The organism is Janthinobacterium algoris, from assembly GCF_051380935.1.
Classification (GTDB): domain Bacteria; phylum Pseudomonadota; class Gammaproteobacteria; order Burkholderiales; family Burkholderiaceae_D; genus Janthinobacterium.
The window spans coordinates 159,300-177,828 of record NZ_JBNYXZ010000001.1; the positions used below are offsets into that span (position 1 = coordinate 159,300).

13 protein-coding genes are annotated in these 18,529 nt (G+C 61.9%); 7 read left to right on the forward strand and 6 right to left on the reverse strand.

The features are described from left to right. Nucleotides 1–290 precede the first annotated feature (290 nt). From ACQ4W7_RS00710 to folD, 4 genes are all read right to left on the reverse strand, one after another. Nucleotides 291–644: a DUF2486 family protein gene (locus ACQ4W7_RS00710; protein ID WP_426071515.1), complete on the reverse strand. Its 354-nt coding sequence runs from the start codon at nt 642–644 to the stop codon at nt 291–293. Then, nucleotides 641–1,078: a DNA polymerase III subunit chi gene (locus ACQ4W7_RS00715; RefSeq protein ID WP_436527776.1), complete on the reverse strand. Its 438-nt coding sequence runs from the start codon at nt 1,076–1,078 to the stop codon at nt 641–643. The genes ACQ4W7_RS00710 and ACQ4W7_RS00715 overlap by 4 nt, the downstream gene beginning before the upstream one ends. Before the next feature lie 8 nt (nt 1,079–1,086). Then, nucleotides 1,087–3,156: a M3 family metallopeptidase gene (locus ACQ4W7_RS00720; protein ID WP_436527778.1), complete on the reverse strand. Its 2,070-nt coding sequence runs from the start codon at nt 3,154–3,156 to the stop codon at nt 1,087–1,089. Nucleotides 3,157–3,319: 163 nt separating this feature from the next. After that, on the reverse strand, nt 3,320–4,165 hold the full coding sequence (gene folD, locus ACQ4W7_RS00725) for a bifunctional methylenetetrahydrofolate dehydrogenase/methenyltetrahydrofolate cyclohydrolase FolD (protein ID WP_426071518.1): 846 nt from the start codon (nt 4,163–4,165) through the stop codon (nt 3,320–3,322). Nucleotides 4,166–4,637: 472 nt separating this feature from the next. Between folD and aceE the strand changes: the two genes are divergently transcribed. From aceE to ACQ4W7_RS00745, 4 genes are all read left to right on the forward strand, one after another. Then, nucleotides 4,638–7,334, forward strand: a complete 2,697-nt coding sequence (aceE, locus tag ACQ4W7_RS00730) for a pyruvate dehydrogenase (acetyl-transferring), homodimeric type (protein ID WP_426071519.1) — start codon at nt 4,638–4,640, stop codon at nt 7,332–7,334. Nucleotides 7,335–7,428: 94 nt separating this feature from the next. Next, entirely contained in the window at nt 7,429–9,102 is a 1,674-nt protein-coding gene (aceF, locus tag ACQ4W7_RS00735) for a dihydrolipoyllysine-residue acetyltransferase (RefSeq protein ID WP_436527781.1), read from the forward strand. A 10-nt stretch (nt 9,103–9,112) separates the two neighbouring features. After that, nucleotides 9,113–10,888, forward strand: a complete 1,776-nt coding sequence (gene lpdA / locus ACQ4W7_RS00740) for a dihydrolipoyl dehydrogenase (RefSeq protein ID WP_436527783.1) — start codon at nt 9,113–9,115, stop codon at nt 10,886–10,888. 255 nt (nt 10,889–11,143) lie between these two features. Next, the gene (locus ACQ4W7_RS00745; protein ID WP_436527785.1) at nt 11,144–12,313 is read left to right on the forward strand and encodes a hypothetical protein; all 1,170 of its coding nucleotides are present in this window, start codon (nt 11,144–11,146) and stop codon (nt 12,311–12,313) included. A gap of 23 nt (nt 12,314–12,336) precedes the next feature. On the opposite strand, the gene ACQ4W7_RS00750 is transcribed toward ACQ4W7_RS00745, so the two are convergent. Next, nucleotides 12,337–13,056 (reverse strand): TetR/AcrR family transcriptional regulator, encoded by a 720-nt coding sequence (locus tag ACQ4W7_RS00750; protein ID WP_436527787.1) that lies wholly within the window; start codon nt 13,054–13,056, stop codon nt 12,337–12,339. 144 nt (nt 13,057–13,200) lie between these two features. Between ACQ4W7_RS00750 and ACQ4W7_RS00755 the strand changes: the two genes are divergently transcribed. From ACQ4W7_RS00755 to ACQ4W7_RS00765, 3 genes are read left to right on the forward strand one after another with little or no spacing between them, the layout of a single operon-like run. Further along, nucleotides 13,201–14,409 (forward strand): HlyD family secretion protein, encoded by a 1,209-nt coding sequence (locus tag ACQ4W7_RS00755; protein WP_436527789.1) that lies wholly within the window; start codon nt 13,201–13,203, stop codon nt 14,407–14,409. Nucleotides 14,410–14,415: 6 nt separating this feature from the next. Next, nucleotides 14,416–16,014: a DHA2 family efflux MFS transporter permease subunit gene (locus ACQ4W7_RS00760; RefSeq protein ID WP_436527791.1), complete on the forward strand. Its 1,599-nt coding sequence runs from the start codon at nt 14,416–14,418 to the stop codon at nt 16,012–16,014. Nucleotides 16,015–16,064: 50 nt separating this feature from the next. Beyond that, nucleotides 16,065–17,540 carry an efflux transporter outer membrane subunit gene (locus tag ACQ4W7_RS00765; protein ID WP_436527793.1) on the forward strand — a complete coding sequence of 492 codons (1,476 nt, stop codon included), beginning with the start codon at nt 16,065–16,067 and terminating at the stop codon, nt 17,538–17,540. 14 nt (nt 17,541–17,554) lie between these two features. On the opposite strand, the gene ACQ4W7_RS00770 is transcribed toward ACQ4W7_RS00765, so the two are convergent. After that, entirely contained in the window at nt 17,555–18,472 is a 918-nt protein-coding gene (locus ACQ4W7_RS00770) for a LysR family transcriptional regulator (RefSeq protein ID WP_436527795.1), read from the reverse strand. Between the last annotated feature and the right edge of the window lie 57 nt (nt 18,473–18,529).

The window sequence follows — 18,529 nt, forward strand, 5'->3', positions numbered from 1 at the left end:
CAACAAAAAACAGGCGGCGCAAAGCCGCATTTCGGGCTTTTTACATTTTGTCGCAACAATCACCAAAGTAAGGCGCGATGCACCGATTTCGCAGGCGCGAGCGCACCAAAGAATGGCGTTGTAGAGAATACAGGTGTAGGAGAAGTCGGACTTCAAAGGTCCTGAAACTGACAACACCTGACAAAACCGTAGCGAGCGGAAGGGAGAGGTGGCTAAGAAGCGCAACCGTACTTTAGTACGGTGAGCATCGCAGGCCGCCTAAACCGACGCGCAGTAGGTTTTGACAGGTGTCACTGCAAATGTCCCAGTTCATGGCTGACCGCGTGGGCCACGATCTGTTCCAGCGACTGCTGCAAATCTTCGCGCAGGGCGCCGCGCATGCCGATCAGGGCGTTTTGCAGGGCCGTCTGTAAGATATGGGAGATGCGCTCTTCCAGCAGATGGTCGATCTTGCCTTGCACCTGGTGCAGGATGCGCTGCGTCAGCCGCTGTTCGATGGCGTCCCAGTCGGGCTGCGCCACCGTTGGCGGCAACGCCGGCGTTGCCTCGACAGCAGGCTCGACTGCCATGATGGGAGCCACTTCCGGCCCCAGCAGCACCTCCGTCAGCAGCGGGATGCCCTGGTCGAATGGCTGCTGGCTCATGGTTTGCCCGCTGAGTTGCCCGCCACAAAGTGCGTCGGTTGCACGTCTTGCTGGCGGTAGTGCAGGAAGCGCTGGCGGCCCGCCTGCGCATCTTGCTCCTCCATGGAGACGATCTCGAAGACGCGCTGGAACTGCGCGTAGTTGGCGGGCGGCAACTGCGACAGGTTGACGAGGATGTCGTGGTGCGGCACCTCCGCCGTTTCGTCATCGGTCAGGATGATGGGCGTTTGCGCCGCCAGCGGGTCGCCGGCCAACACGTGCGGCAGGAAATTCGTGGCGGAAATGGTCCACATGGCGCTGTTCAAGGCGTCGAGCTGGGCGCTGTCAGCCGTCAGCACGACGACCTTGTTGCCCGCCATATACGCCTTGCGCGCCAGGCGGCAGGCATACGCCAGCTTGTCCGGCACGTTGCTGTGAAAATCGACGCGGCTCATGGCGGGGCTCAGGCTGCCATGCCGCTATGGCGCAGCAGGGCGTCGATGGACGGCTCGCGGCCACGGAAGGCCGTAAACGACTCCAGCGCGGGGCGCGAGCCGCCGACGGACAGGATTTCCTGCAGGTAGCGCTTGCCCGCTGCCGTGGTAGCGGCCGGCCCCAGCGCCTTTGCCTCTTCAAACGCCGCATAGGCATCGGCGGACAACACCTCGGCCCATTTGTAGCTGTAGTAGCCGGCCGCGTAGCCGCCGGAGAAAATATGCCCGAAGGCATTCTGGAAGCGGTTGAACGGGGGCGGGATGAGCAGCGCGAACTTGGCGCGTACGCCGTCGATCAGCTGCTGCACGCTCTGGCCCGTGCTGGCATCGTAGTCATAGTGCAAATGCATGTCGAGCAAGGAAAATTCCACCTGACGCAGGGTTTGCAAGCCGGACTGGAAATTTTTGGCCGCCAGCATCTTGTCGTACAGCGCGCGCGGCAGCGGCTCGCCCGTGATGGCATGCGCCGTCATGTGCTCAAGTACTTCCCATTCCCAGCAGAAGTTTTCCATGAATTGCGATGGCAGTTCCACTGCATCCCATTCGACGCCGGCAATGCCCGACACGCCCAGTTCGTCGACGGCTGTCAACATATGGTGCAGGCCGTGGCCGAATTCGTGGAACAGGGTGATGACTTCGTCGTGGGTAAACAGCGCCGGCTGAACCTTGCCGTCGACCACGGCCGGTTGCGTGAAATTGCAGGTCAGGTAGGCGATCGGCGTTTGCACGTGTTGCGCATCGGCGCGGCGGCCGCGCGCGTCGTCCATCCAGGCGCCGCCGCTCTTGCCCGCGCGCGCATACAGGTCCAGATAGAACTGGCCGACCAGCTTGCCCTCGCGTTCGATGCGGTAAAAGCGCACGTCAGGGTGCCAGACGGGTGCCGTATCCAGCTTGATCTCGACCGCAAACAAGTTCTGGATCTGGCGGAACAAGCCATCGATCACCTTATGCTCAGGGAAATATTGCTTCACTTCCTGGGCCGAAAACGCATAGCGGCGTTCCTGCAGCTTTTCGGAGGCGTACGGCACGTCCCAGGCTTGCAGCTCGGCGATGCCCAGTTCTTCCCGGGAGAATTGTTTCAGTTCTGCCAGGTCCTTCTCGGCGAACGGGCGCGCGCGTTTGGCCAGGTCTTCCAGGAAAGCAATGACTTGCGCGGGCGAGGTGGCCATTTTGGAGACCAGCGACACTTCGGCGAAATTGCCGTAGCCGAGCAGCTTGGCTTCCTCGTCGCGCAGTTGCAACAGGGTAACGATGTTGTGCGTATTGTCCCACTCGTCTTTCTTGCTGAAGACCGCTCCCTGGTCGGAGGCCTTGGTGGCGTTGGCGCGGTAGACGGTTTCGCGCAGCGCGCGATTGTCGGCAAATTGCAGGATCGGGTAATAGGACGGGAAGTGCAGCGAAAATTCATAGCCCGCTTTGCCAGCCTTCTCGGCGGCGGCGCGCGCAGCGGCCTTTACATCGTCGGGCAGACCGGCCAGCTCGGCTTCGTTTTCGACCAGCAACTTGTAGTCATTGGTGGCATCTAGCACGTTTTCGGAAAAGCGCGTGGAGACGGCCGCGTGTTCTTCCTGGATGGCGCCAAAGCGCTCTTTCTTGTCCTCGGGCAACTCGGCGCCGCCCAGGCGGAAGTCGCGCACGGCATTGTCGACGATGCGGCGGCGCGCCGGCGACAGGCTGGCGAAATCGGCGCGGGCTTGCAATTGCTTGTATTTGCCGAAGAGGATTTCGTTCTGGCCCAGCTCGGTCAAGAATTCCGTCACCTTGGGTTGGTTGGCATTGTAGGCGGCGCGCAGTTCCGGCGTATCGATCACGCTATTGAGATGGTTGACGATGCTCCAGGCGCGGCCCAGGGTTTCGGCGATCTGGTCCTGCGGCGCGACGAAGTTTTCCCAGCTTACTTCTTGCATGGGCGCTTCCAGCCGCGCCACCGTGGCGCGCGCCTGGGCCAAAAGGGTGTCGATGGCAGGCGTGACATGCTCGTGCGTAATTGCGTCGAAGCGTGGCAGTCCGGAAAAATCAAGCAGGGGATTGGTATTCATCGTCGGTTCGTCCATTCTGTCTTTATATCTTCAGGCGGCAACGCCGCCTGCATACTAGAGCGCCTGAAAAACGTTCCTGGCAAGGCGCGGTGCCGAAGACAGTACGAATAGTACGGCGAGGCACTGCAACGTCGCCAGGGGCATTTTCTCAGGTGCTCCTCTTTTAAATACGTTCTGCGGCTTCGACCGTATTCATCAATAACATCGTGATGGTCATCGGACCCACGCCACCGGGCACGGGCGTGATGTGGGAGGCGACGTCTTTCACTCCGGCAAAATCCACGTCACCGCACAGCTTGCCGTCATCGTCGCGGTTCATGCCCACGTCGATGACAATGGCGCCCGGCTTGACCATGTCGGCCGTCAAGGTGTTGCGGCGGCCGACGGCGGCCACGACCACGTCCGCCTGGCGCGTGTACAAGCCCAAATCCGGTGTCGCACTATGACAGATGGTGACGGTAGCGTTCGCTTGCAAGAGCAGCAGTGCCATCGGCTTGCCGACGGTGTTGCTGCGGCCGATGACAACGGCGTGCTTGCCGCGCAAGTCCACGCCCGTGCTTTCGATCAGTTTCATGCAGCCGTACGGCGTGCAGGGACGGAAGCCGGGCAAGCCCGTCATCAGTTCGCCGGCGCTCAGGACGGAATAGCCATCCACGTCTTTCGTCGTGGCGATGGCTTCGATGACCTTGTGCGGGTTGATGTGCTTGGGCAAGGGCATTTGCACGAGGATGCCGTGGATGGCCGGGTCGGCGTTCAGGCTGGCGATGCGTGCCAGCAAGTCCGCTTCCGGCAGGTCCGCTGCATATTTCTCCAGCACCGAGTGAAAACCCACGTCGCCGCACGCCTTGACCTTGTTGCGGACATACACCTGGCTGGCCGGGTCTTCGCCGACGAGGATCACGGCCAAACCGGGCCGGGTGCCCTTGGCCGTGAGGGCGGCGGCGCGGGTGGCGATCTCGCTGCGCAGTTTTTGGGAGAGGGCGATTCCGTCGATCAGTTGTGCTGGCATAGTAGGGAGGCTGTGTGGGAGGGAAAAGACAGATTATAAAGCCGGGCGGCGCAAAGGGGCGGTTTTGGCGCCAAGCCGTTATGTTAAAAAGCGGGCCAGAGACGCGGGCCTGAGAAAATGCCGATGGCGGCGTTGCAGCTCCTTGCCGTACTGGCGTACTGTCTGCGTCGCCGCGCCTTGCCCTCGACATTTTTCAGGCCCGCTTGGCCCGGTATGCCTGTGCGGGCGACCGGGGTGTTAATTCGTTTTGCTGGTGCGCACATCATAGTTTCCGGGCAGAATTTGCGGCAGTGCAGCATAAACTTCATAGAGTGTTTTCACAATGCGAAATGCTATATCGTAATTTGAAAAATACTAAATACGCTGTTAGAATCCCCACACTAAACCGACTTAATAGTAAATAATCAGCGAAATACCGTCCGACAGCGATCCGGAAAATCGGGGTGGGGCGTTCACAAAGGAGACTCAACAGATGTCAGCTCAACTGAACCAGGTAACGACACAGATCGGCACCGACCCGGATATGCAGGAAACCAAGGAGTGGCTGGACGCGCTTGAAGCCGTGCTGGAAAATGAAGGTCCGGAACGCGCGCATTACCTGATGGAGCGCATGGTCGACCTGGCTCGCCGCCGTGGCGCCCAGATCCCGTTCTCCAGCACCACCGCCTACGTCAATACCATCCCCACCAAACAAGAAGCACACTGTCCCGGCAACCTGGAATACGAAGAGCGCCTGCGCTCGTGGATGCGCTGGAACGCCATGGCCATGGTGGTCAAGGCCAACCGCGCCGACGGCGACCTGGGCGGCCACTTGTCTTCGTTTGCCTCGCTGGCGAATATGCTGGGCATCGGTTTTAATCATTTCTGGCACGCGCCAACGGCCGACCACGGCGGCGACCTGCTGTACATCCAGGGCCACTCTTCGCCCGGCGTCTACGCGCGCGCCTTCCTCGAAGGCCGTTTGACGGAAGAGCAAATGCTGAACTTCCGCAAGGAAGTCGATGGCAAGGGCCTGTCCTCGTACCCCCATCCTAAATTGATGCCTGACTTCTGGCAGTTCCCGACCGTGTCGATGGGCCTGGGTCCGCACATGGCGATCTACCAGGCGCGTTTCCTGAAATACCTGCACGCACGCGGCATCGCCAAGACCGACAACCGCAAGGTATGGGCTTTCTGCGGCGACGGCGAGATGGACGAGCCGGAGTCCCTGGGCGCGATCGGCCTGGCCGCGCGCGACATGCTCGACAACCTGGTCATCGTGGTCAACTGCAACCTGCAGCGCCTGGACGGCCCGGTGCGCGGCAACACTAAGATCATCCAGGAACTGGAAGGCGAATTCCGTGGCGCTGGCTGGAATGTCGTCAAAGTCATCTGGGGTCCGGGCTGGGACGCGCTGCTGGCGCAAGACAAGGAAGGCATCCTGCAGCGCGTGATGATGGAAACCGTCGACGGCGAGTACCAGAACTACAAGGCCAAGGATGGCGCCTACGTGCGCAAGCACTTCTTCGGCAAGCATCCGAAGTTGCTGGAAATGGTTGCCAACATGACCGACGACGACATCTGGCGCCTGACCCGTGGCGGCCACGATCCGCACAAGATCTACGCGGCCTTCAAGATTGCCCAGGAACACAAGGGCCAACCGACCGTCCTGCTGGTGAAAACCATCAAGGGCTACGGCATGGGCAAGTCGGGCGAAGCGCGCAACACGGCGCACCAGACGAAAAAACTGGATGACGAAGCGATTCGTGAAATGCGCGACCGCTTCTCGCTGCCTATCCCTGACGACAAGCTGGCCGACATCCCGTTCTTCAAGCCTGCAGACGACGCGCCGGAAATGGTCTACCTGCACGAGCGCCGCAAGGCCCTGGGTGGTTACTTGCCGCAGCGCCGCCAGAAGTCGGAAGAAACCTTGCCTGTGCCTGGCCTGGATGCGTTCAAGAACGTGCTGGAAGCCACGCCTGAAGGCCGTGAAATCTCGACCACGCAAGCGTTCGTGCGCGTCATTTCGACTCTGCTGAAAGACCCGAACCTCGGCCAGCGCGTGGTGCCTATCCTGGTCGATGAATCGCGTACCTTCGGCATGGAAGGCCTGTTCCGCCAGATCGGCATCTACAATCCGAAAGGCCAGTTGTACGAACCGGTCGACAAAGACCAGGTCATGTACTACCGTGAAGACAAGGCTGGCCAGATCCTGCAAGAGGGCATCAACGAAGCGGGCGGCATGAGCTCCTGGATCGCCGCGGCGACGTCGTATTCGACCAACGACCGCATCATGATCCCGTTCTACACCTTCTACTCGATGTTCGGCTTCCAGCGCATCGGCGACCAGGTATGGGCTTCGGCCGACATGCGCGCCCGTGGCTTCCTGATGGGCGGCACGGCTGGCCGTACGACCCTGAACGGCGAAGGCTTGCAGCACGAAGATGGCCACAGCCATATCTTCGCCGCGACCATCCCGACCTGCATGCCGTACGACCCGACCTTCAGCCATGAAGTCGCCGTCATCATCCAGGACGGCCTGCGCCGCATGATCGCCAACCAGGAAGATGTGTTCTACTACATCACGATCATGAACGAGAACTACGCCCAGCCAGGCATCAAGCCAGGCCAGGAAGAAGGCATCCTGAAAGGCATGTACAAGCTGCAGGAAGGCCAGGCTGACGCCAAGCTGCGCGTACAACTGATCGGCTGCGGCACCATCCTGCGCGAATCGATCTTCGCCGCTGAATTGCTTGCCAACGACTGGGGTGTGGCTGCGGACGTGTGGTCGGCGCCGTCGCTGACTCTGGTGGCCCGCGATGGCCAGGATGCCGAGCGCTGGAATATGGTCAACCCGTCGAAACAGCAGCGCGTGCCGTACGTGACGTCGCTGTTGCAGGACACGGACGGCCCGATCGTCGCCACGACCGACTACATGCGCGCGTTTGCAGAACAGATCCGCGCCTTCATGCCGAAGGGCCGCACTTATAAAGTGCTGGGCACCGATGGCTTTGGCCGCTCGGACAGCCGCGCCAAGCTGCGCGAGTTCTTCGAAGTGAACCGTTATTATGTCACCGTGGCCGCGCTCAAATCGCTGGCTGACGAAGGCAAGATCGACGTGTCGGTGGTGGAGCAGGCGATCGCCAAGTATGGCATCGACGCGAACAAACCGAATCCGGTGACCCAGTAATCGTTGTGCGGACCCGATGATGCCAGGGCGGTGCGAAAGTGCCGCCCTGGCGTGTGTGCGGGTCCATCTGACAAATAAAATAACGGAGCAAGCTATGAGCATTGTGGAAGTCAAAGTCCCGGATATCGGCGATTTCAAGGAAGTCGAGATCATTGAACTGATGGTCAAGCCAGGCGACACGGTCAAGGTCGACCAGTCCCTGATCACGGTCGAATCGGACAAGGCCAGCATGGAAATTCCATCGAGCCACGCCGGTATCGTCAAGGAATTGAAAGTCAACGTGGGCGACAAGATCGCCGAAGGTTCGCTGGTCCTGCTGCTGGAAGTGGCGGACGACGCCTCGGCGCCTGCGCCTGCCGCCGCTGCCGCCCCGGCTGCAGCACCTGCCGCTGAAGCCGCGCCCGCTGCTGCCGTGCCGGCACCTGCCGCCGCACCCGCTGCCGCTGGCGGTCTGGTCGAAGTGACCGTGCCCGATATCGGCGACTTCAAGGAAGTCGAAGTCATCGAACTGATGGTCAAGGTCGGCGACGCGATCAAGGTCGACCAGTCGCTGCTGACAGTTGAATCGGACAAGGCCAGCATGGAAATTCCATCGAGCCACGCCGGTATCGTCAAGGAATTGAAAGTCAAGGTTGGCGACAAGGTTGCCAAGGGTTCGCTGGTGTTGGTCGTGGAAACGACCGGTGGCGCTGCCGCTCCTGTTGCTGCCCCTGCCGCCGCTCCTGCACCGGCCGCGCAAGCCGCTGCCGCGCCAAGCGCCGCCGTCGCTTCGGCACCGGTCGCCGCTGCTGCCCCTGCCGCCGCACCTGCCGCAAATGGCAAGCTGGCGCACGCGTCGCCATCGATCCGCAAGTTCGCGCGCGAATTGGGCGTGGACCTGACCCGCGTGGGCGGTTCCGGTCCGAAGGGCCGCATTACCCAGGAAGACGTGCAGAACTTCGTCAAGGGCGTGATGTCGGGCGCCGTTGCCGCACCAGGTGCTGCCAATGCGGCCCCTGTCGCCAAGGCCGGTTCCGGCGTGGGCCTGGACTTGCTGCCATGGCCGTCGCTGGACTTCAGCAAATTTGGCACCACCGAATTGCTGCCGCTGTCGCGCATCAAGAAAATCTCGGGCCCGAATTTGCACCGCAACTGGGTCATGATCCCGCACGTCACGCAGTTCGACGAAGCGGACGTGACGGACTTGGAAGCGTTCCGCGTCGACACCAACGCGGCCAATGCGAAGAACAAGGATGCTGCCAAGCTGACCATGCTGGCATTCGTCATCAAGGCGTCTGTTGCCGCGCTGAAGAAATTCCCCGCGTTTAACGCTTCGCTCGACGCCAAGGGTGAAAACCTGATCCTCAAGCAGTACTACAACATCGGCTTCGCCGCCGACACGCCGAATGGCCTGGTGGTACCGGTGATCAAGGGTGCGGACCAGAAGTCGGTCTCGCAAATCGCCCGCGAAATGACGGAGCTGTCGCTGCAGGCGCGCGAAGGCAAGCTGAAACCGGCCGACATGCAGGGCGCCAGCTTCACGATTTCGTCCCTGGGCGGCATCGGCGGCACGCACTTCACGCCTATCGTGAATGCGCCGGAAGTGGCCATTCTGGGTCTGTCGAAAGCCTCGATCAAGCCGGTATGGGATGGCAAGGCCTTCCAGCCACGCTTGATGATGGGCACCTCGTTGTCCTACGACCACCGCGTGGTCGATGGCGCGATGGGCGCGCGATTCTCCGTGTACCTCGGCGAAGTCCTGGCCGACATGCGCAAAATTCTGCTGTAAGGAGCGATTGATGAGCACAGTAGAGGTAAAAGTACCGAATATCGGCGATTTCAAGGAAGTCGAAGTCATCGAATTGATGGTCAAGGTGGGCGACACCATCAAGGTGGACCAGTCGCTGATCACGGTCGAATCGGACAAGGCCAGCATGGAGATTCCTTCGACCCACGCGGGCGTCGTCAAGGAAATCAAGGTCAAGGTTGGCGACAAGATCGCCGAAGGCAGCGCGCTGCTGGTGGTGGAAGCGACTGAAGGCGCGGCAACTGCCGTGCCAGCACCTGCGGCGGCCGCTCCGGTAGCCGCAGTCGCTGCAGCACCGGCGGCACCTGTCGCCGCCATCCCGGCCGGCAATTACAGCGGCCAGGTCGACATCGATGTTGACATGATGGTGCTGGGCGGCGGTCCTGGCGGTTATTCGGCGGCGTTCCGCGCGGCCGATCTGGGCCTGAACACCGTGATCGTCGAGCGCTACGCCACCCTGGGCGGCGTGTGCCTGAACGTGGGCTGCATCCCGTCGAAGGCGCTGCTGCACGTCGCTTCCGTCATCGATGAAACGGCGCACATGTCCAACACGGGCGTGACGTTTGCCAAGCCGAGCATCGACATCGACCAGGTACGCAAGTACAAGGAAGGCGTCATCTCGAACATGACGGGCGGCCTGGCCGGCATGGCCAAGGCGCGCAAGACGCAAGTGGTCACCGGCGTGGGCCAGTTTCTGTCCGCGAACCACATCGAAGTGACGGTAGGTGACGGCTCCAAAAAAGTCGTGCAGTTCAAGCAAGCCATCATCGCCGCCGGTTCGTCCGTGGTGAAACTGCCGTTCGTGCCGGAAGACCCGCGCATCGTCGATTCGACGGGCGCGCTGGAATTGCGGCAGATCCCGAAACGCATGCTGGTCATCGGCGGCGGTATCATCGGCCTGGAAATGGCGACTGTCTATTCCACCTTCGGCGCGCGCATCGACGTGGTTGAAATGATGGATGGCCTGATGCAGGGCGCCGACCGCGACGCCGTCAAGGTGTGGCAAAAGTTCAACGAGAAGCGCTTCGACAACATCATGACCAAGACCAAGACGGTAGCCGTCGAGGCGTTGCCGGAAGGCATCAAGGTCACGTTCGAAGCGGCTGAAGCGGGCGCCACGGCGCCAGTGCCGCAAATCTATGACCTGGTGCTCGTCGCCGTGGGCCGCAGCCCGAACGGCAAGAAGCTGGCCGCCGACAAGGCCGGCGTGAGCGTCACGGACCGCGGCTTCATCGAAGTCGACAGCCAGATGCGCACCAATGTGCCGAACATCTTCGCCATCGGCGACCTGGTGGGCCAGCCGATGCTGGCGCACAAGGCCGTGCATGAAGCCCACGTGGCAGCGGAAGCTGCCGCCGGCCAGAAGTCGCACTTCGACGTCAAGGTGATTCCATCTGTCGCCTACACGGACCCGGAAGTGGCATGGGCCGGCATCACGGAAGACGAAGCGAAAGCCAAAGGCATCAAGGTCGAGAAGGGCCACTTCCCTTGGGCCGCTTCCGGCCGCGCCGTGGCCAATGGCCGCGCCGAAGGTTTCACCAAGCTGCTGTTCGACGCGGAAACGCATCGCATCATCGGCGGCACCATCGTCGGCACGCATGCTGGCGACATGATCGGCGAGATAGCACTGGCCATTGAAATGGGCTGCGACGGCACCGACATCGGCAAGACCATCCACCCGCACCCGACGTTGGGCGAGTCGATCGGTATGGCGGCCGAAGTGTACGAAGGCGTGTGCACCGACTTGCCGCCACCGCGCAAGCGCTGATAAAGAGTTAACTTTCAGTATAAAAAACCGGGACATGTTCCCGGTTTTTTTATTTCCCTTGACCTGCGGCATAGTAAAACGTGGCGCAGCGGTGTCTTGTGAAAATTGGTGAGTATTGCCGTGTGGAAAAAGTGGCAGAATGGAGGTCTGTCACCATGTTTTTCTTTTGCTTCAACGGAAGCGTGTGATTTTTCCAGGAATGTTGCCAGCGTGGGATATGGTCAAATTCCGCTGTACTGAGAAAGTTTTGCAACAATGAAAAAATTTACCGCCCTTCATATTGCCGATGTTCGTTTGCGTCGGGCTGATGAGCAAGAGCAAGCCGTGATGCTGCATGCCTTGTACCAGGATGTGGCTGATATTCTGGCGGCGGGCAATCAGATCGATGCGATTTTCTTCACGGGCCAGCTGGTGGCGCTGGACGCCTGTGCCGGCACGACGCCCCTGTATGTCTACGAATATTTCCTGCGCCCCTTGCTCCAGGCGGCCAGCTTGCCCGGTGCGCGTTTCTACCTGGTGCCGGGCAGCCGCGTGCAGGGTGTCGCGGCTGCGGCACTGGGTAATGCCGGCTTCAGTTTTTTCTCCGCCGATGAGCACGCCAGTGCCGAGCAGCGCGCGCACTACAAGAATATCCACGCCGTGTTCCACGGCCACCAGCATACGGGTGACGCCAGTTCGCTGATGAAGTCGCTAGGCATCCTGTTCAAGAGCAATCCCGGCAGCCTGTACGGTGCGCCTGGCCAGATGGCGGCGTTTTCCGTGCTCGAGTTCGGCGCGGGCGGGGCCGATGGCGACGCGCCAGGCACGCAGTGGAAGGTCTCCCTGCACGAGTTCGACGAAGTGAGCAAGAACTTCGCCCTGTCTGTGCTGTACACGCCGAATGGCCAGGAAACGGGGCAGATGGACGCCGAATATGTGTTTGCCACCTTGCTGCCGCAGCTGGCAGGCGAACGCGCCTATTTCGATGGCTTGCTGGGCAAGGCCGGCGCGCAGCAATGTGAGGACGCTGGGGTGGCTGCCGATGTGCGTGAATTCCTGATCGAGCTGGCGTTCGTGATGTTTGAAGGCAAGACCCTGTTCCTTGGCGAAGCCGAACTGCAGCGTTTTGCCAGCGACTATTGTGGCGTGAAGGGCTGGAACATGGCGGCAAGGGACTGGCTAGTACCGCTGTATGCGCATGGCTTGCTGCTGCTGGCCGATGGCCAGGTGGCGTTTTCCTTCGATTACTTCCGTACCTACTTCCTGGCGCAGCGCTTTGAAACTTCGTTCGACTTGATGCGCTATGGCCCGCAACGCCATGATGGAAGTGAGTCTTCACTTAGTCTTGGCGACGCGTCGGCGGCCCAGCCTTTCCTGCGTGCGCTGGGCTTGAACGAGGAACACGCCGCAGCGGCGGTGCCGGAAGATTGTAGCCGCCCTGGCTGACTTCCCCGTCAATCCGCCCTGCGTCAGGCCGCGAGCGGCTGGCGCAAGGTGCCGCGCAGGAACAGGTCCAGGCTGAGCGCTACCTTGGCGCGCAATTGCGCCACGTCCGGTTGGGCTTGCGGTGGAAACAGCAGGCGCGACATCTGATCTCCCAGCAGGCAATTGAGCAGGTGTAGCGCCAGGATGGAGGGCGTCAACTCCGCGCGAAACAGCGGCGCGATGTCGGGACGGCTGAAAAACTTGGTCAGCATCTCGCGCGTCTGCCCCGGTCCCACCTTGTAAAACGTTTCTGCCAGTTCCGGGTGGGTGGCCGCTTCGGCCACCACCATGCGATTCAGGCGGATGGCAGCGGGCATGGTGACCAGTTGCACGAACAGCAGGCCGAACTCGCCCAGGATGGCGGGCAGGGGCCGCATATCGGTTTCCAGCGCCGGCATGGTCGAGAAATAGGCGGCGCGGCGCAGTTCCACCACGGCATTGAACAAGCCCGACTTGCCGCCAAATTTCACATAAATCGTGCGCACGGCCACATGGGCTTCGCGGGCGATCATTTCCAGGCTCACCTTTCCATACCCTTTTTCCAGAAACAGGCAGCCCGCCGTGTGCAGCAGGTTTTCCATGCGCGCTTCCATGTCGGCCGCGCGCGGGCGGCCGGCAGGTTTGCCGCAGCAGGAAAGCTCCTGGGCGGCGGCATCGGATTCTATATCGGTGGGCAAGGTATCGCTGAGGCCGGGATCGGACATGGTCTGGGTCTCTTTATAAGTTGGAAGGTAAGTGATGGCTCACACTGTAGTGCAAATTAAAATGAAATGCAATCGTTTCATTTCTTGACAAGCGCTTTTCTTTGTCCAATAATGAACCTATATCATTTCATTTCCGGAGCGAGTATGTCCAACCAGCCAGGCCAAGCAGAGCACAAGGTGCTGAGCGCCGTCCCACCCGCGGCCTCGGCCGCACCTTCCGCACCTTCCGCTTCCGCCAGCTCCGCAGCACCGAATAAGCGCGTGAAAATCATCGCCGGCCTGATTGTTCTCGTCGCGCTGGGCGCTGGCGCGCGCATGTGGTACCGCAGCCACTATTTTGTGGAAACGGAAAACGCCTATGTGTCCGGCCACGTGCATCCCGTCTCGGCGCGCATTTCCGGCGTCGTCACCAAGGTTTTCATCGACGACAATCAGATCGTGAAAGAGGGCGACGTGATCGCCGAACTCGACCCGTTCGACCAGCGCGTGAAAACCGAGCAGATCGCCGCGCAGATTGCCAGCGCCGAACAGCAAGTGCTGCAAGCCGACGCGCAAATCGCCCAAGTGCAGGCGCAGGCCAGTGCCGCCCTGGCGCAAGTGGCGCAGGCTGATGCGCAACTGCTGCGCGCGAAACAGGATGCCGAGCGTTATGGCCAGCTGTACACGAGCCAGATGAAAGCCGTCTCGAAAGCGGAACTGGACGCCGCCAACGCGGCCCGTTCCGGCGCCGTGGCCGACCTGGCCGCCCGCCGCGATAGCGCTTCCGCCGCCAAGGCGCAGATTGGTGCGGCGCAAGCTGCGCGCGACGTGGCCAAAGCGCAGGTGGCCGTGCTGCGCGTGCAATTGAAGGACGCGGAACAGCAACTGCAATACAACCGCGTCCTGGCCCCCGTCGCCGGCCGCATCGGCAAGCGCAATGTGGAAACGGGCATGCGCGTGCAGCCTGGCCAGCAATTGACGGCCATCGTGCAGGACAATGTCTGGGTCACCGCCAACTTCAAGGAAACCCAATTGGCCGACCTGCATCGCGGCCAGAGCGTGCACGTGACGATCGATGCCATGCCGGGCAAGAAACTGGTGGGTACCGTGGACAGCTTCGCGCCTGCCTCGGGCGCGCAATTCGCGCTGCTGCCGGCCGATAACGCGACCGGCAACTTCACCAAGATCGTCCAGCGCGTGCCGGTAAAAATCGTCTTCCAGCCGGAAGATATCAAGGCCATGAATGGCCGATTGGTGCCGGGCATGTCGGTGATCGCCGAAGTGGAAGTGAACCAGCCTGAGCCGGCCCAGGAAAAGGCCCCGCGCCACGCCGCCGCTCCAGCCGCTCCTGCCGCACAGACCACCACCCGCTAAGCTTCCATGAGCAGCCCCTCCACCACGCTGGCGAAGCCGCCGGCGTTTCCCGTGATCGATGAGAAAGTCTCCGGGCGCACCTGGCTGGCGGTCGCCGCCGGCATGCTGGGCGCCTTCATGGCGGTGCTCGACATCCAAATCACGAACTCCTCGCTCAAGGATATCCTTGGCTCGCTGTCGGCCACCCAGGAAGAGGGCTCGTGGATTTCCACGGCTTACCTGGTGGCGGAAATCATCGTCATTCCCCTCACCGCGCTGCTGGCGCGCGTGTTCGGACTGCGCACCTACATGATCGGCACCACCGCTTTCTTCCTGCTGTTCTCCACTCTTTGCGGGGCGGCCTGGAACCTGGAAAGCATGATCGTCTTCCGCATGCTGCAGGGTTTTACGGGAGGCGCGCTGATTCCGATGGCGTTCACTCTGGTGATGCTCAAGCTGCCGCCGTCGAAGCGCGCCGTCGGCATGGCCATTTTCGGTTTGACGGCCACCCTGGCGCCGGCCATGGGCCCGACCCTGGGCGGCTATCTCTCCGAGCTGTATGGCTGGCCTTCGATCTTCTACATCAACTGGGTGCCGGGCGTGCTGCTGATCGCCGGCATGATCTATGGCCTGGACAAAGAGCCGATGAAGCTGGCGATGTTCTGGAAAGCCGACTGGCTGGGCATCTTCTTCATGGCCCTGGGTCTGGGCTGCCTGACCATCTTCCTGGAAGAGGGCAATTCGAAGGACTGGTTCGACTCCGGTTTCATCATCGCCTTTGCCGCGCTGGCCCTGACGGGCATCCTGGGCTGGGTCGTCACCAGCGCCACGCGCGCCGAACCGTTCGTCAACCTGGCCTTGTACGGCCAGCGCAATTTTCTGGTGGCCACCGTGCTGTCGGCCGTGACGGGCATGGGCCTGTATGGCTCCGCCTTTTTGCTGCCCCTGTTCCTGGGCCAGATCGCCGGTTATTCGCCGATGCAGATCGGTGAAGTCATCATGTGGGTGGGCTTGCCGCAGTTGTTCATCATGCCCTTCGTCGCCAAGCTGTCGTCGGTGGTGGATAACCGCATCCTGTGTTCATTCGGCCTCTTGCTGTTTGGCGGTTCGTGCATGATGAATGCCTACATGGACGCGTCCACCGGCTATGACCAACTGCTGTGGTCGCAGGTGGTGCGCGCGCTGGGCCAGCCCTTCGTCATGCTTACCCTGTCGAACTTCGCCATGAAGGGCATCGCGCCGAAGGACATGCCGTCCGCTTCGAGCCTGTTCAACATGACGCGCAACCTGGGCGGTTCGATCGGCATCGCCCTGCTGGCCACCGCCCTGAGCACCCGCGAGCACTTCCACTCGCAGCGCCTGGGTGAAGCGATCAATGCGTATTCCAGCGCCACGCAGCTGCGTATTGAGCAACTGACGTCGTCGTTCATGGCCAAGGGCTATGACGCCGTCACGGCAGGCAACCAGGCCTTGCAGGCGATCGACGGCATCGTGCGCCGCGAAGCGTATGTGATGGCTTACAACGATGGCTTCTTCCTGATCGGCGCCATCCTGCTGGCCTGCATCGTGCCCCTGTGGCTGGCCGATAAACTTAAAGCTCCCGGTGGCGGTGGCGGCGGTCATTGACCGCGCACAGCCCGCACGTGCAGCACCTCAAGAACAAGAAGGTACACATCATGCAAACAGTATTGACGAAAATCGCGTTGGCCGCTTCCCTTGCCGTGGCGCTCTCCGCCTGCGGCACCGTGGGCCAGGATTTCACCGCTCCGGCGAATGTCGCCGGCATCGACAGCGGCGTTTTCCGCCACGGCGCTGCCGCAGCGGATGCCGCGCAGCTGCCCAAAGAATGGTGGAGCATCTATGGCGACGCCACCCTGGACCGCCTCGAGCACAGTGCGCTGCAGGACAATCCCGGAGTGAAAGCGGCCGGCGAGCGCCTGCTGCAGGCGCTGGCGCAAAGCGGTACGGCGCGCGCCAACCAGGGCCCGAGCGTGAATGTCAGCACGGGTATGTCGAACTCGCGCACCTCGGCCAATACCTCGCAGGGCCTGGCCCTGGGCAATCGTTCTATCAGCGGCAATAACTTCTCCGTGGGCGGTTCGCTGTCGTACGAAATCGACTTGCTGGGCCGTGTCAAACGCATGGTCGAAGCGGCTGACTCGCAGGCACTGGCGGCGAAGGCCGACCGCGACGGCGTGCTGCTGATGCTGTCGGCGCAAGTGGCCAGCAATTACTGGCAGCTGCGCGGGCTGGACGCGGAAATGGCCATCTTGAATGGCGCGTTGGGCACGCGCCGCGAATCGGCGCAGCTGGTCGAGGCGCGTTTCAATGCGGGACTGACGAATGAGCTGGACCTGGCGCGCGCGAAGGTCGAACTGTCGAACGCCCAGGCCGACCTGCATGAAGTCAAGCGCCAGCGCAATCAGCTGGAAAACAGCCTGGCCACCCTGACGGGCAAGCCGCCGTCGGCGCTGCAATTGCCGGTGGCCGCCGAGCCTTCCAGCTTGCCGCTGCCGCCAAGTATCCCCGTCGGCCTGCCTGCCAGCCTGCTGGCGCACCGCCCGGACCTCGTTTCCAGCGTGGCGGGCCTGCGCGCGGCGAACGCGCAAGTGGGCGTGGCCGAAGGCGCGTTTTACCCGTCGCTGCAATTGACGGGCAATTTCGGTTACGCCTCCGAAAAGCTGCGCGACCTGGCGCAAGGCGGTTCGCGCCAGTTCAGTGTTGGTCCGCTGGCCCTGTCCCTGCCGATCTTCGACGGTGGCCGCAACCAGGCTAACCTGGACCTGTCCAAGGCGCGCTATGCGGAAGCCGTGGCGAATCACGAAACCAAGCTGCTGACGGCCTTGCGCGAAGTGGAAGACGCCTTGTCCGACGTGGAGCAGCGCCAGTTGCAGGGCGACGCCCAGGCGTTGTCGCAGGCCGCGGCGGCGCGCGCCTACCTGGTGGCGCGCACGCGCTACGAGCGCGGTATTTCGACCTACCTGGACGTCACCGATGCCCAGCGTAGCTCGCTGACAGCGGACCGCGCTGCCGCGCAGATCAAGACCCAGCGTTTGCTGGCAACGGTCGCCGTGGCCCGCTCTTTAGGTGCCGGCTGGCAACCGGACGGCGAGCTGGCGAAGCTGGCGAAGGCCAACCTAAGTACGAGGTGAACTAGATACGACGGTTACGTGAGCGTGGCCGGCGGCGGTGGCGCCGCCGGCCCGTAGCGTTCCAGCAGAAAATCGATGAAAGTCGTCAGCTTCGGCGTGGGCTGGCGGTCGCGCGGATACAGCAGGTGCATCAGGCGCGGCGCCGGTACGTAGTCAGCCAGCAGCGGCACCAAACGGCCCGCCGCGATATCGTCGGCCAGTAGAATTTCCGCCTGCATGACGATGCCGAAGCCGTGCAGGGCTGCCATGCGCAGCGCCTGGCCATTGTTCGAGCGGAAGCGGCTCTCGGTCGCAGCACCGTCGCGGCGCGTTTCCTTACCGCTCAAGCGCCAGCGCATGTGGCGCGACCATTGCATAAAATCCACGCACTCGTGCTGCGCCAGGTCGTCCGGCGTGCGCGGCGTGCCGTGCTTGGCCAGGTAGCCGGGCGAGGCGCAGATGACCATCGCGTAGTGCCGCAAGGGCCGCGCCACCATGCCGGAATCCTGCAGTGCGCCGATGCGGATGGCCGCATCAAAACCTTCCTCCACCAGGTCGACCATCCTGTCATTCAAATTGAGCTCCAGGCTCACGACCGGGTAGGCCGTCAGATACTCGGCCAGCAGCGGCGCGATGCGTTCGCTGCCGAATGACACGGGCGCCGTGATTTTCAGCTTGCCGCGCGGTGTGGCCCGCATGGCTTCCGCGCCCGTTTCGGCTGCGGCGATCTGCGCCAGAATCTGCCGGCATTGTTCCACATATTGCTGGCCGATTTCCGTCAGGCTTTGCCGGCGCGTGGTGCGCGCCAGCAAGCGCGTGCCCAGCCGTTCTTCCAGCTGTTTGATGTGCTTGCCCACCATCACGGGCGAGATGCGGAAGATGTCGGCGGTCGCCGTAAAACTGCCCTGGTCGACGACGGAGACAAAAATTTCCATGCTGCGCAATTTATCCATGGGCACCTTGATTGCAAATGGTAGGTTAGTAATCTTGTAAATTCTAGCGTATTTATT